Here is a 14259-nt window from a genome sequence, read left to right on the forward strand (position 1 = left end):
CCGCAAGGGGAGAAGGGAGCAGATGGTTCCCTCTCCTTGGGGAGAGGGCCAGGGTGAGGGGGCGAGTATGAAATGCTGGTCATTCTGGACAGAGAGAATCGTTGGCAAAGCGCGCAGGTAAAAGAGAGGGAGGCATCAGCCTCCCTCTTTTGTTACCCACAGTTATCAGCGGTGTTTAACCGCTTCAGGCCGTTGCCAGCCAGTTGAGCCAGGCATCCATCCCTTCGCCTGTGGTGGCGCTGACCTGGATCACCTGAATGTAGGGGTTGACCCGCTTGGCATTCTCGATGCAGCTGGCCACGTCAAAGCTGACGTAGGGCAGCAGATCGATCTTGTTGATCACCATCAGCTGGGCGGCGGCAAACATGTCCGGGTATTTCAGCGGTTTCTCCTCCCCCTCGGTGACGGAGAGGATCGCCACCTTGTACTTCTCGCCGAGATCGAAGCTGGCGGGGCAGACCAGATTGCCCACGTTCTCGATAAAGAGGATGCCTCCTTCATTGGCGGGCAGCTGGTGGCAGGCGTCGTGGACCATTTGGGCATCCAGATGGCAGCCCTTGCCGGTGTTGATCTGCACGGCAGGGACGCCGGTGGCACGGATACGGTCTGCATCGGCGCTGGTCTGCTGATCCCCTTCGATCACGGCGCAAGGGCGTTTGTCGGCCAGCTGGCGCAGGGTTTCGCACAGCAAGGTGGTTTTGCCTGAACCCGGGCTCGACACTAGGTTAAGCACCAGCTGGGCCGCTTCGTCGAAGTGCTCGCGGTTGTGGGCTGCCAGCGCGTTGTTCTTGGCCAGCACATCCATCTCGATGGCGATCAGCTGGCGCTGCCCCATGCCCGGAACCGACAATCCCGCTTCCCCTTTGCCGTAGTGGAGATCAGCCTGCTCATGGCCGTGGTCATGCGGATGAGCGTGGGAATGCTCGTGGTCATGATCATGATGATGGTCGTGGGGGTGGGCATGGTCGTGTTCATCTTCATGGCCGGCGATCCGCGCCTGGCCGCATCCGCATACGCTACACATATCAACTTACCTCGATGTCGGTGATGCGCAGGCTATCGCCCTGCGCGACGCGTAATTTGTATCCGCCACACTCGGGACAGGCCTGCCCGCGCTCGGTGAGGGTGACCGTCTTGTCGCAGTCGTAACACCAGGCCTCTGCCGCCTGGTGCTGAAAGTGAAGTTGGGCCCCTTCGACGACTGTGCCCTTGGCGGCGGCCTCGAAACAGAAGGCAATGGTGTCCGGGTCAACGCAGGAGAAGCTGCCGACCTCGAGCCAGAGGGCGGTCACCTTGTTAAAGCCCCGCTGGGTGGCCTGTTCGGCAGCCAGATCGATGGCGGCCACGGCCAGAGACATTTCATGCATGGTGATTCCTTAACAGATCCGCGGGAGGAGTTCCCCCTGGGGCAGCTCAAGATAACGGCGGCTGCCCCAGGGGTTATTGAGGATCACCTTGTGACGCTCGCTCGCCTGCACCACGCCGATCTGGCTGGCGGAGGGGTTGAACTGCCGCAATATGCCCAGCGCGTCCTGTGCCTGTTCGGCAGGCAGAGCCAGCACCATGGTGCCCTCGTTGGCGAGATCATGGGGCTCGAAGCCGTAGAGCTCGCACAGGCCGCGCACCGGATCGCAGACCGGAATGGCGGACTCCTCCAGCTCGATACCTACTTGGGAGGCGGTGCTCCACTCGTTGAGCACGGCGGCGAGGCCGCCGCGGGTGGCATCGCGCAGGGCATGGGGGGTAAGCCCCGCTTGCAGCAGTGCCTCCACCTGCGGCCAGAGGGTGGTGCAGTCGCTCTTGAGTGTCGAGCCCAGCTGCAGGGCGTCGCGGGCCATCAGGATGCAGGCGCCGTGGCTGCCGATATCCCGTGACACCAGAATGGCGTCACCGGCCTTGAGGTTTCGTACCGAGATGCCCCGGCTCTGCTCAGGTAGCGGGAAGGTGCCGACCCCGCTGGTGTTGATGAAGATCTTGTCGGCCGCTCCCCTCGGCACCACCTTGGTGTCGCCGCAGACGATGCGGGCGCCGCTCTTGGCCAGCTCTGCGGCCATCGACTCGACGATGCGGACGAGATCCGCGTAGGGGAACCCCTCTTCGATAATGAAGCTGCAGCTGAGGTATTCCGGTTTGGCCCCCATCATGGCGAGATCGTTGACCGTGCCGGCGATGGCCAGCTTGCCGATATCGCCCCCCTCGAAGAACAGCGGCGAGACGGTAAAACTGTCGGTGGTGAAGGCGACGGGGCCGCTCACCGGCAACAGGGCGGCATCTTCACCGCGCAACAGGATCTCGTTGCCAAAGTGGTGAAAGAAGAGCTTATTGATAAGCTGGTTCATCTCGACGCCACCGCCCCCATGGCTTAACTGAATTTCTCTCATCGGGTCTGGTTCTCCACAAGATTGCCGAAACAGGCTGGTTCATCTCCACCCATCACCCGACCGTCGTGGCTAAGTTGAGTTTCTCTCATTGCTGCTGGATCCCCATATAGCGGTAGTAGGCATTGCAGGCTCCCTCGGAGCTGACCATGCAGCTGCCCATGGGCTGGGTCGGGGTGCAGCCCCGGCCAAAGACCTTGCACTGGTTCGGCTTGGCCAGCCCGCGCAGAATGTCGGCGCACTGGCACGCCTTGTGATCATCGATGGGGGTCTCACTGAGTTGAAAGTGGCGCTCCGCATCGCGCCTGGCAAAGGCATCGCGCAGGCGCAGGGCGGAGGCGTTGATGTCCCCGAGACCTCGCCAGCGAAAGTGCTCGCGGGTCTCAAAATATTGGTCGACCAGCCGCTGGGCGGCCCGGTTGCCGCTGGCGGTGACGGCGCGGCTGTACTGCACCTCCAGCGCGTAGCGACCCTCCACCTTCTGGCGCACCATCATCAGCAGCGCCTCCATCACATCCACCGGCTCGAAGCCGCTCACCACCACAGGCACCTGATAGCGATCAACGATGGGAAGGTAGATATCGGCACCTGTGATGACGCTGACGTGGGAGGGACCGATAAAGGCGTTCACCTTGGCAACCCCGTCGGCCATCACGGCGTGGATGGCGGGCGGTACCAGCACATGGTTGATATGAAACAGCAGGTTCTCCACCCCCGCAGCGTCGGCTGCTGCCAGCAGCGCGGCTGTCATGGGGGTGGAGGTCTCGAAACCGATGGCGAAGAAGACCACGGTTTTTTCCGGGTTCTCCTTGGCGATGCGCAGGGCATCGAGGGGGTCATAGACGGGGCGGATATCGCTCCCCTTGGCCCGCTGCTGGGCCAGCGTGCCCTTGGAGCCCGGCACCCGGATCATGTCCCCCAGGGTGACCAGAATGACGTTGGGCTCTCTAGCCAGCTCGATGGCCTGATCGATGCGTTCCTTGGGCATGATGCAGACCGGGCAGCCGGGGCCGTGGACGAACTCTATGCTGGCCGGGAGCAACTGGGGCAGTCCGTATTTCATGATGGTGTGGGTATGGCCGCCGCACACCTCCATCACCCGCAGCGGCTCGGGCAGATCCTTTGCCAGTTCGGTAATTTGCGCGGCGAGGGCGCGGATCACCTCGGGCTGGCGAAAGCCCTGAAAGAGATCATTGAGGGTCAGCATGGCAAGATATCCTGCTTGGGCATCAGGGCCACCATCTGGCGGAAGCTCTCGAGGCTGGCCTGCGCCTCCTCTTCGTCAATCTTGCTCATCACAAAGCCGATATGGAGCAGCACATAGTCGCCAAGGTTGAGGGGCTCTTCGAGCAGTATGCAGCTGACGCGACGCTGCACCCCCAGGGTATCGACGGTGACGCAGTTATCTTCTGGGTGCAGCTGCACCACCTGAGAAGGTATGGATAGACACATGGATTTCAGGACTCCGACAAGGTGGCACAACCGGTTGTGGCAGGCTGGTGCGTGGCAATATGGTGGATGGCAAACCAGAGCTGACCGGCGGCTATGCCACCGTCATTGAGCGGCAGGGTTTCGCTGGTCAATACCTGGCGACCGGTGGCTTCGAGGCCGGGCACAAGCTGATCCATCAGCACCCGGTTTTGAAACACGCCGCCCCCCAGTACCACCGGATAGCCGGGGAAGCGCCCGGCCAGGGCGATGACCAGATGACTGATGGCGTGGATAAAACCGGCGGCCAGGCTGGCGGTTGAGGTGCCTTTGCACCGCTCGCCGACAAGGGTATTGAGCAGCGCTGCCCACTCGATTTTAAGCGGCCCCTCCGCGCTCTGGTTCAGACCAAAGGCGAGGGGGAAGGGCAACTCATTCGGTGCTAGCTGCAAGGCGGCTGCCTCCAGCAAGAGTCCCGCCTCTCCCTCGTAGTCGGGGGCATCGATCACCCCCAGCAGCGCCGCCACGGCATCGAACAGCCGACCGATGGAGCTGGTGTAGGGGGCGTTGCGACCGAGATGCCAGAGCTGGTGCAGGTTGCTGATCCGCTCAGGTGGCAACGTGTTGATCAACGGAATATCGAGGGCGCTGATCTCCTCAGGGCTGTGTGATTCAAACAGCAGCCCCAACAGCTGGCGTACCGGCTCGCGGATGGCCGCCTCGCCGCCGATCAGCTTGAAAGGCTGAAGGTGGGCAACCCGGGTAAAGCCCTTCACATCGGCCAGCAGCAGCTCGCCACCCCAGAGGGTGCCGTCATCGCCAAGGCCGGTGCCATCGAAGGCAAAACCCAGCACAGGGCCCGTGATCTCATGCTCGGCCATCACCCCTAGCAGGTGGGCGTGGTGGTGTTGCACCTCAAGGTGGGTCGCACCCTGCTCGTGGCAATAGCCCTTGGCCCACTGGTGGCTGAGATAGCCCGGGTGGCAGTCCGATACCAGCAGCTCGGGCTTGAGATCGTAGAGATCGCGAAAGGTGGCGAGGGTCTGTTCGAAGTGGCCCTGCATCGGCAGGCTGTGCAGATCGCCGATATAGGGGCTGTAGATACGCTGACGACCGAAAGCCAGCGCCAGCTGGTTCTTCTGCTGCGCCCCGACCGCCAGTAGCGGCACCTTGACCGCCTGTTTCAGGCTGGGGGTGCAGGGGGCATAGCCCCGGGCGAGGCGCAAAGTCTGGCGCCGTCCGCCCGCCCACTGCACCAGACTGTCGTCGCAGGGGTGCAGTATGGGGCGGTTGTGATCCAGAATGCCGTCAATATTGCCCCCGAGTTCCCTGACCACAGCATCGAATTCGATCAGAATGGGGCTGCCGCGACCATTGGCGCTGGTGGCCACCAGCGGTATGGCGCAGGCGTCCAACAGCAGTTGATGCAGCGGGGTGTAGGGGAGCATGACCCCAAGGTAGGGGATGCCGGGGGCGATCCCCTCGGCCAGCGGCGCGGCTGACGGTCGGGATCCTGAGAGCCGATCATCGTTTTTGCGCTTGCGCAGCAAGGTGATGGGTCTGGCCTGAGAGGCGAGCAGCTTCCACTCATCTGCGCTGCCGGTGACATGCAATTTGGCCTCGGCAAGGGAGCCCATCATCACCGCCAGCGGCTTGCGCGCGCGCCGCTTGAGCGTTCGCAATCTGGCAACACTCCGTTCATTACGGGCATCACATATCAGGTGATACCCCCCCATCCCCTTGACCGCAATCAGCGCCCCGGTTTGCAGGGCGCGGGCTGCCATTTGCAGGGCCTCCTCGCTCTCGGCCAGGGCATCGCCACAGTCGGAGCGCCAGCTGAGATGGGGCCCGCACTCGGGGCAGCTCACCGGCTGGGCGTGGTAGCGTCTGTCCAGCGGGTTTTCATAAGCCGCCGCGCAGCGCGGGCACATGGCAAAGTCGGCCATGGCGGTGTGGGGCCGATCGTAGGGGAGGCGGCGGATAATGGTGTAGCGCGGGCCGCAGTGGGTGCAGTTAGTAAAGGGGTAGTGGTGGTGGCGATCCGCGGGGTTGGCCACATCGCGGGCGCACCCCTCGCACATCCCCTGATCCGGCGAAATGGCGACCGTAGCGGCGCTCTGCTGCTGGCTGGCCTTGATATGAAACTGGCCTTCATAGTCGGGGTTATGGTCGGGATCATGATCGCGGGGCAGCTCCCGCTCGCTGAAATGATCGATACGGCTCAGCGGTGGCGCCAATTCGCGCAGTTCGCGGGCAAAGGCGGCCAGCTGCTCGGGGGATCCCTCGGCACCTATGGTGACGCCGTTGGCATCGTTCAGCACATAGCCGGTAAGGCCGTGGCGCAGTGCCAACCCATAGACGAAGGGGCGAAAGCCGACCCCCTGCACTATGCCGTCGATATGAAATTCGCGGCGCAGCCGGGTGGCCGCAAGGTTGGGGGCCAGGGTGGCTGTCATGCCAGCGCCTGTTGCACGGCATTTTGAGTCTGTGGCAGGCGCAGCACCCGACGCTCGTTCTCTTCGCGCCGTACCCAGCCGTCCATCTCCATGCGCAGACAAAACGGAATGGCGTATTTGCGCGACAGCCCTGTGATCTCTTTCAGTGACGCCATGTCGATCAGATCCCCCACCTGATGGCCTGCCAGCACGGCATTGACCATTTGGTTGTAAAGCACGGCGTCGTAGTAGATGGGGCCGTCGAGCTGCACCAGGTATTTGAGCCTTGCCAGATTGCGCAGCTGTTTTTGCAGTGCGCCTTTTTGTTGTAATCCCAGCTTCAGCGCGGGGGGCAGCTTGAGGCTGAGGACAGGATCCATTGCCACGCCGCCGGGGCCCAGTTTACCGGGCTCGTAACCCCCCTTGCCTTGATCTCGCACCAGTTTGAGCACCAGCTGCGCTTCTTCCCCCAGGTCATCTTCCGACTCGCCACTGCCCGGCTGCCACTTGTCATGATGCAGGCGCACAAGCTCCTCGTTCTTGAGCTGTTGCAGCAAGGTCTGGATCACCGGCAGCCCTATGCCAAGACGAGTTGCGAGCTCGGCGGCGCTCAGGGGCTCGTTTTTCAGTGTGGCGAGCAGTTGAGCGCGGCTTTGGGCCAGCCAGCTGCTATCCAGCACCCAGTCATCCAGCTGTGTGACATGGTCCGGCAGCGCATCAAAGCGGCAGGCCAGCACATAGCCATTGAGGCCAAGCTGCAGAGAGTCCGGGTTGTAGCACTCCAAGTCATCAGGCAGCTCGCCCAGCAGGGCGTGCAGTGCTTTGCGCCTGGCGGGATGAATATCGCCGCACCAGACGATGCGGGCGCCGTGCAGCAGTTCGCTGCTGCCGTGGCGAATGATGGCGAGCGGCTGGCCGAAAAAGCAGGGGATGGGCGTCGCAAAGATCAGCCGCGCCAGCCGGGTATCTTTGATGGGCATCTCTTTTATAGGCGCCTCTTTGATAGGGACAAAGCGCGCCCGGCCATGCCAGCTGCCGAGGGCCACTTCCACTTCCTGTGTGCGTAGCGTCTTGGTGCTCAGGCTCTCGCCGTTGAGTCGCACGATAAGGTGGGTCTCCGCCTCGCACTGGCCTGCTGCGCTGGTAAGGCAATGGCCGCGGGCCACCTCCTTGTGTGGCACTTTTTTAAGGCCCACCGCCACCCGGCAGACGGCGCCAATATCCTCGACGCTCTGGTGATAGGCCTGCAGGGAGCGTACCTGCACCTCCCGATCGGCGGGGTAGAGGCGCAGCTTGTCCCCCACCTTGAGGCTGCCCTGCTGCAGGGTGCCGGTGAGCACTGTGCCGGTGCCGTTAGCGGTAAAGACCCTGTCTACATACAGTCGCGGGGCAGCCTGTTCGAGAAGAACATGATGCTCGGCCATATCACCCAGCTGGCAGACGATGGCGGTGTGCAGGGCATCGATGTTTTCGCCGGTTTTGGCGCTGACGCTGACGATGTCGGGCACCATGCCGCTCTCGTCCATCACCCGCTCCAGCAGGCTCTCCTCAAGGAGCTCCAGCTCGTCGGGTTCCACCAGATCGCACTTGTTGATGCAGACCAACAGGCGCGGCACCCCCATTGCCTTGAGCAGGCGCAGGTGATCGCCGGTCATCGGCATCCACCCCTCGTCGGCGGCAATCACCAGCAGCACCAGATCCAGACTCCAGAGCCCCGCCACCATGTTGCGGATATAGCGCTCGTGGCCGGGCACATCGATGACGCCTATGGTGTTGCCCTGACCGTCGTCAAAGTGGGCAAAGCCGAGATCCTGGGTCATGCCGATGGCCTGCTCGTGGGCGCGGGCTGTGGTGATGCCGGTGAGGGCCTTGATCAGCAGGGTCTTGCCGTGATCCACGTGGCCGGCGAGGCCGATAACGGCGCGATAGGGGGTCATGGGATCAGGGCTCCTCAGTTGCATTGATCGAGGCAGGTAGCAGCAGCTCGTTAAGCTGGGCGATCAGCAGTTCCATCTCGGTCGGCAGCAGGGTAGCCATATTGAGCAGCACCTTCTGCTGGCGCACGGTGGCAATGACCGGGACGGGGAGTTCGCGCAGGGCATCGAGCAGCTGCTGGGCAGGGCGCGGGTCGGTGCATTCGAGCGCTGGCGCCGGGTAGAACTCGTCCGGCAAGGTGCCGCCGCCCACCACCAGCTGGGCGGGGACGGGCACAAAGCAGCCGGGCAGGGCGGCCATCAGCTGATCGGCCCGTGTCTGCATAGCGGCAGGGTTGCTCAAGGTGCGCTGGGCAATGCCCTCACCACTGGGGGATTTGTTGAGCTTGTGGATGAGCAGGCGTTCCAGCAGGGAGTAGACGATGCGGCTCGGGCGGAAGGTGCGCATCATGGGGTGCTTTTCCAGCCGCTTGATAAGGTCGCTGCGGCCACTGATGATGCCCGATTGCGGGCCACCCAGCAGTTTGTCGCCTGAGTAGCAGACCAGATCCGCCCCCGCCTTGATGTACTGGCGCACCGAGGTTTCATCCGGTGCAAACTCTTCGGTGGTCAAGCCCGACCCCTGATCCACCGCCAGCACTACATGTTCGGGCAGGGCGCGGGCCACCTCGCCGATATCGGGGGATTCGGTAAAGCCGCGAATGGCGAAATTGGATCTGTGCACCATCAGCACCAGCGCGGTCTGATCGCTGATGGCATCGAGGTAATCTTTGGCGGTAGTGATATTGGTGGTGCCCACCTCCACCAGTTTGGCGCCGGAGAGGGCCAGAATGTCGGGGATGCGAAAGCCGCCGCCAATCTGGATCTGCTCGCCGCGCGAGACGATCACCTCGCGCCCCTTGGCCACCTCTTGTAGCAGCAAAAAGAGCGAGGCGGCGTTGTTGTTGACCACCAGCGAATCCTCGGCCTGGGTGAGGCAACGGAGCAGGGGGGCGATCAGCCCCTTGCGCCCGCCGCGCTTGCCGGTGGCGAGATCCAGCTCCAGATTGTTGTATCCGGTGTTGAGGTCGCGCACCTCGTCCCACAGCTCGCTGCTTAGCGGCGAGCGCCCCAGATTGGTATGCACCAGGGTGCCGGTGGCGTTGATCACCCGGGTCTGGCGTTGGCGCAGCAGCAGCTGGCAACGCTTGGCAATCAGCGCCTCAAGGTGCTCGGGGGTAACCCCGTGCTGGCGAAACGCCTCGCTCTGGCGCAGTTCGCTCAGAACATCGCGCACCGCCTGGGTCACCAGCGGGCGGCTCAGTGCATCGATGTAACCGGCGAGAAAAGGTTGCTGCAGCAGTTGTTCCACTTGTGGCAGACGGCGCGCTTGTTGCTGGCTGGGCTGTGGCTGTGAATCTGGCAGTGAATCGTCGGCAGTGGGACGTGCTTCGGGCTGGCTGTGGGCGATGGCTGGCGCGTGAGACGGGTTCGGCATGGGATTACCAGGGCAGTGCGTGGGTTTGGCATGCACACAGCTTCGCCGATAGAGAGGCCGAGTTGACGGGTTATTTCAGTGCTGGCTGGTTACTGATTCTTGCAAATATCGCGCATAAATTAATGATGAATTTCTGCTGATAAATTAATTATTGGCCAGAACGACAACCTGTGGTCGGATTATATTGGCAAGCGGCAAGCACCGTTTTTAAACAAGCATCAACCGGCTTTGAAATGTGGTTGATTCGACTTGTCCAATATATGTAATTGGCGGAAGAGGCAGGAATCGAACCTGCCAAAGCCTTCTCGGCTCACATCGGTTTTGAAGACCGAGGAGGCCACCAGACCCCATCAACTTCCGTAACGGCCGCCATTTTGTGGCAAATTTATGTGACTGGCAACGCTTTTTTTGTCATAAAAAATCGAGGGTTAGCGATTTTTTGAAAAATTCAAAGAACCTTGTTTTATATCAAGTTCAGCACAATTAGCCCGATGTTTTTAATTTAACATCGGGCCTCAATCACATTGTCGGAACCCTTGGTCAATAACGGTCGTTAACAACTCGATAAATAGTTATCGCTCGGCGTTGGTAATATTCCACTGGTCCAGTCGTTCTATTAACAAGCTGGTATCCTTGGCGGCATCAAGATGCTGATAAAGATAATCCATCGCCTCGCTTACCATCTCGGTCATCGGGAAGGAGAACGCGACAATGGCCGGTTGTACCCCGACAAAAATCACCTCGGGAACAAAGGTCTTGAGCTCGTCGATCAGGAAATTGAGCGGCATATTGTGGGTCGAGAAGATAAACATCTCGGCGATGGTTTCGGGGGGGATCACCTGCAGGGTGCCCGCCTTCTCGCCGATCTCGGCGGCATCTACCAGTACCACCCGCGCCGGTTGCAGCTCCCGCACCTTGTAGACCATATTTTCCGGCGCTATGCCGCCGTCGATGTGGATCCAGCCGGGCAGGGGGGCGGCTTGCAGCTTGTCCGCCAGATAAGGGCCGGCACCGTCGTCCCCCATCATGGCATTGCCTACGGTCAACACGAGATTGCAGCCCATCAGCGGCTCCTTACCATCAGGTACATATGGGGATCGTTATAGAGAGCGGTGAGCTGATCCATAAAGGTGTTGGTCCAGCCCAGCTGCAGCTCATCCAGCACATTGTCGGCTTTGCGCAACCGATCGAAAGCGCAGGCCAGCATATGGCAGTGCTCCCGATAGATGGTGATCTCGCCAAAGGTGAGAAACCCCTCCATCTTGCGGCGGGCCTCGCTGCCGGCTGGCAGCTTGGCCACCCAGTCGCGATAACCCGTTAGCGGGCAGACCAGATCGGCACTGAGGCAGTCAACAATGCCGAGGTGATGGCCGATGGCGAGGCTGTAGTACATCACCTCTTTGGCTTCTTCCGGCACATCGAACTGCTCGTCGACAAACTTGCGCGAAAGGCGGTAGAAGAAAACTTGGTCAGCCATGCACAGCCTCTCCCTTGCCTGCTGCCCGGTTGAGGCAGGCGTTGGCCAGGTTGTTGACGATCTCCGACAGGCGCGGGTCGTCGTGCTGATCGAGGTAGCTCTGGATGCGCAGATCCACATCCTGCTGGGTCGCCCCTTCGAGCAGCGCCATAAACTCGTCGGCGATGATCTGTCCCTGACGGTAACCGGCCATGCGGCGCGCTTCGCGCTCGATCATCACCCGGATTTCATTGGGGATGCCGGTGTGGCGCAGCTCGATCCGCTCACCCGGTTGCACCTCGTGGCTGGTGGCGGTCAGTTTCTGCTCAAGCAGACCGAGCGCCACGGCAAAGCCGTAGATGGTGGCGGCAGGCGTGGGCGGGCAGCCCGGGATATAGACATCCACCGGCACGATTTTGTCGGTGCCGCCCCAGACGCAGTAGAGATCGTGGAAGATGCCGCCGTCACAGCCGCAGGCGCCGTAGGCGATGCAGATCTTGGGATCGGGGGCCGCTTCATAGGCGCGCAGGGCAGGCACCCGCATCGCCCGGGTTACCGCGCCGGTAAAGAGCAGGATGTCGGCGTGGCGGGGGGAGGCGACCACCTTGATGCCGAAGCGCTCGGCATCGAACAGCGGGGTGATGGTGGCGAAGATCTCGATCTCGCAGGCGTTGCAGCCGCCGCAATCGACCCGATAGACATAGGCCGAGCGGCGAATGTCTTTGAGCAGGGTCTTCTTGAGTTTGGTGATCTCGGGATCCTGTGCCAGCGGCACGGCGCGGGTATGGGCATGGCCGACAACCGGTTCTATGCCTTTGATCTTGCTCATCACATCCACTCCTGTTGTGTGGTAATCGGTGCGGCAATCGGTGTGGTCATGGCTGAGTCAGGCTGGCTCAGCATGCTCTGTTTTCGTTTGCAGTCGGGGCAGTGGTGCAGGCGCTCCGGGGTCGCCAGCGGCGTGCCCGCCTGCTTGAGGGTGTCCTCCACCAGTGCCACCAGCTTGCTCGGGGCAAAGTAGGTGCCGCACAGAGTGCAGGGGGCCAGCGCGAAGCGGGCCTCCTCATAGAGATCGGCCTTGTTGGTCACCGCCAGCTCGAACTCGGGGGAGAGGGCGATGGCGTGGGTCGGGCAGACCTCCTCGCAGCGGCCGCAGAAGATGCAGCGGGCCATGGAGATCTCCCAGCGCAGCTCGCCGGTCTCCATATCGACTTCCATCACCAGCGCGTTGGCCGGGCAGGCCTTGGTGCAGGCGGCGCAGGCGATGCACTGATCCGCCTGATATTTGGGTTTGCCGCGAAAATCCCGGTTCACATCAATGGGTGCGAAGGGGTACTTGGCGGTCGGTGTGCCAGCCTTGAGGATGGTCTTGAACAGCTTGATCATGATGACCCCTTACTTGAGCGGAGAGTTTTTGCGGTCGATACCGTAGCGCTCGATCTCCTTGTAGGAGACCACGGTGGACTTGCCCTTCTTGGGGTCGACCAGGGTGACCCGATCGGTACAGGAGTAGCAGGGATCCAGACTGCCGATGATCAGCGGCGCATCGGCGACGGTATTGCCGCGCAACATGTAACGCAGAGCAGGCCAGTTGGCGTAGGTGGCGGCGCGGCAGCGCCAGCGGAACAGCTTCTGGTTATCCCCCGTCATGCTCCAGTGGACATTCTCGCCACGGGGCGCTTCGGTAAAGCCCAGCGCAAACTTGCCCGGCTGATAGGTGAAGCCTTCGGTCAAAAGCGGCCCTTCCGGCAGGTGCTCAAGGCCAAACTCAATCATGTCGAGGGAGTCGTAGAGCTCGTGGATGCGCACCAGCACCCGGGATTGCACGTCGCAACCGGCCAGGGTCTGGATCTCCATCGGCAGCTCGCGATAGGCGGCAAAGTCGTGGACCCGGCGTACGTCACGCTTGAAGCCGCTGGCCCGCACCATGGGGCCGACGCAGCTGAAATCGCGGGCGATTTGCGGATCGAGGCGGCCTATCCCCACCAGACGGGAGGTGATGTTGGCGGTGTCGAGCAGCATGGCCACCAGGGGTTTGAGCTCATCACGCAGTTCCCGCACCAGCTGGGCACCCTTGATGCGATCTTCCTTGAAGATGTCGCGGCGCACCCCGCCAATCAGGTTGAGGCCGTAGGTCTTGCGGGCGCCGGTCAGCAGCTCGGCCAGGGTCATGGATTTCTCCCGCACCCGGAAGAACTGCATAAAGCCGGTGTCGAAACCGGTGAAGTGGCTCGACAGCCCGATGTTGAGGATGTGGCTGTGCAGGCGCTCCACCTCCAGCAGCACGGCGCGGATCATCTTGGCCCGCTCGGGCACCTTAATGCCCATGGCGTTCTCCACCGAGGTGGTGTAGGCGACGCTGTGGGTAAAGCCGCAGATGCCGCAGACCCGGTCGGTCAGGAAGGCCACTTCGTTGTAGCCCATGCGGGTTTCCGCCAGCTTCTCCATGCCGCGATGGACATAGAAGAGGCGGTAGTCGGCATCGATGATGTCTTCCCCATCGACAAACAGGCGAAAGTGCCCCGGCTCGTCCGAGGTGATGTGCAGCGGGCCCACCGGCACGATGCGGTTGGCCTCATTGCCCAGCTCATTGACGAAGGGGTAGGTCTCGGTGTCTGTGGTGGGCATCGGGCGCTGGCGGTAATCCATGGCATCTTTGCGCAGCGGGTGGATATCCTCCGGCCAGTCATCCGGCAGCACCAGACGGCGTTCGTCCGGCAGGCCGACGGCGCGCAGGCCGTACATGTCGCGGATCTCCCGCTCGCCCCACACCGCCGCCGGAATGGTCGGGGTGATGGAGGGGTACTCCTGCGAGGTGGCTTCGACCAGCACCTTGACGGTGATCCAGCTCTTGGTGTCGCCCTCCATGGAGAAGACGTGGTAGACGGCGAAGTGGCCGTTGAGGCTGCGCTCGTCATTGGCAAACGAAACCGAGAGCCAGCCTCCCTGCTTGTGGAAGATCAGGCTGGTGAGGGCCACCAGGCTGGTGGGCTTGACGGTCAGGGTGGCCTGATCGGCGGTCTGCCACTGCTCGTCGATGATGGCGTGGGGCAGTTGCTGTCGCAGTTGCTGGATATAGTCGCAACCGATGCGATCCGAAATGGCGATGGTCATGCAGTTCTCACTTTATGTTCGGGAATGAGCAATCGGA

General features: G+C 62.0%; 13 protein-coding genes and 1 tRNA gene. All 14 read right to left on the bottom strand.

Features of this window, described 5'->3' with window-relative positions:
• Positions 1–184: 184 nt before the first annotated feature.
• Positions 185–1024, bottom strand: a complete 840-nt coding sequence (hypB, locus tag AXW79_RS11215) for a hydrogenase nickel incorporation protein HypB (protein ID WP_011898646.1) — start codon at positions 1022–1024, stop codon at positions 185–187.
• Between the two features lies 1 nt (position 1025).
• Complete coding sequence (hypA, locus tag AXW79_RS11220; protein ID WP_005315136.1) at positions 1026–1367, bottom strand: hydrogenase maturation nickel metallochaperone HypA; 342 nt, start codon at positions 1365–1367, stop codon at positions 1026–1028.
• A 9-nt stretch (positions 1368–1376) separates the two neighbouring features.
• Positions 1377–2381 carry a hydrogenase expression/formation protein HypE gene (hypE, locus tag AXW79_RS11225; RefSeq protein WP_011898647.1) on the bottom strand — a complete coding sequence of 335 codons (1005 nt, stop codon included), beginning with the start codon at positions 2379–2381 and terminating at the stop codon, positions 1377–1379.
• 85 nt (positions 2382–2466) lie between these two features.
• A complete protein-coding gene (hypD, locus tag AXW79_RS11230; RefSeq protein ID WP_005315141.1) occupies positions 2467–3585 on the bottom strand; it encodes a hydrogenase formation protein HypD in 1119 nt (372 codons plus the stop codon).
• Positions 3579–3830: a HypC/HybG/HupF family hydrogenase formation chaperone gene (locus AXW79_RS11235; RefSeq protein ID WP_005315143.1), complete on the bottom strand. Its 252-nt coding sequence runs from the start codon at positions 3828–3830 to the stop codon at positions 3579–3581. The genes hypD and AXW79_RS11235 overlap by 7 nt, the downstream gene beginning before the upstream one ends.
• A 5-nt stretch (positions 3831–3835) precedes the next feature.
• Positions 3836–6262 (bottom strand): carbamoyltransferase HypF, encoded by a 2427-nt coding sequence (hypF, locus tag AXW79_RS11240; RefSeq protein WP_005315144.1) that lies wholly within the window; start codon positions 6260–6262, stop codon positions 3836–3838.
• Entirely contained in the window at positions 6259–8178 is a 1920-nt protein-coding gene (selB, locus tag AXW79_RS11245) for a selenocysteine-specific translation elongation factor (protein WP_005315145.1), read from the bottom strand. Before selB ends, hypF begins: the two co-directional genes overlap by 4 nt.
• 4 nt (positions 8179–8182) lie before the next feature.
• Positions 8183–9652: an L-seryl-tRNA(Sec) selenium transferase gene (gene selA / locus AXW79_RS11250; protein WP_005315148.1), complete on the bottom strand. Its 1470-nt coding sequence runs from the start codon at positions 9650–9652 to the stop codon at positions 8183–8185.
• Positions 9653–9919: 267 nt separating this feature from the next.
• Positions 9920–10011: transfer RNA gene (locus AXW79_RS22915), tRNA-Sec, on the bottom strand.
• Positions 10012–10224: 213 nt separating this feature from the next.
• The gene (gene hycI, locus AXW79_RS11255; protein WP_005315151.1) at positions 10225–10716 is read right to left on the bottom strand and encodes a hydrogenase maturation peptidase HycI; all 492 of its coding nucleotides are present in this window, start codon (positions 10714–10716) and stop codon (positions 10225–10227) included.
• Positions 10716–11129 carry a formate hydrogenlyase maturation HycH family protein gene (locus AXW79_RS11260; protein WP_005315153.1) on the bottom strand — a complete coding sequence of 138 codons (414 nt, stop codon included), beginning with the start codon at positions 11127–11129 and terminating at the stop codon, positions 10716–10718. Before AXW79_RS11260 ends, hycI begins: the two co-directional genes overlap by 1 nt.
• Complete coding sequence (locus AXW79_RS11265) at positions 11122–11937, bottom strand: NADH-quinone oxidoreductase subunit B family protein (RefSeq protein WP_005315156.1); 816 nt, start codon at positions 11935–11937, stop codon at positions 11122–11124. The genes AXW79_RS11260 and AXW79_RS11265 overlap by 8 nt, the downstream gene beginning before the upstream one ends.
• The gene (locus AXW79_RS11270; protein ID WP_005315161.1) at positions 11937–12494 is read right to left on the bottom strand and encodes a formate hydrogenlyase complex iron-sulfur subunit; all 558 of its coding nucleotides are present in this window, start codon (positions 12492–12494) and stop codon (positions 11937–11939) included. The genes AXW79_RS11265 and AXW79_RS11270 overlap by 1 nt, the downstream gene beginning before the upstream one ends.
• A gap of 9 nt (positions 12495–12503) precedes the next feature.
• The gene (locus AXW79_RS11275) at positions 12504–14222 is read right to left on the bottom strand and encodes a hydrogenase large subunit (RefSeq protein ID WP_005315165.1); all 1719 of its coding nucleotides are present in this window, start codon (positions 14220–14222) and stop codon (positions 12504–12506) included.
• Positions 14223–14259 lie beyond the last annotated feature (37 nt).

Source organism: Aeromonas salmonicida subsp. salmonicida (genome assembly GCF_001643305.1).
GTDB classification, from domain to species: domain Bacteria; phylum Pseudomonadota; class Gammaproteobacteria; order Enterobacterales; family Aeromonadaceae; genus Aeromonas; species Aeromonas salmonicida.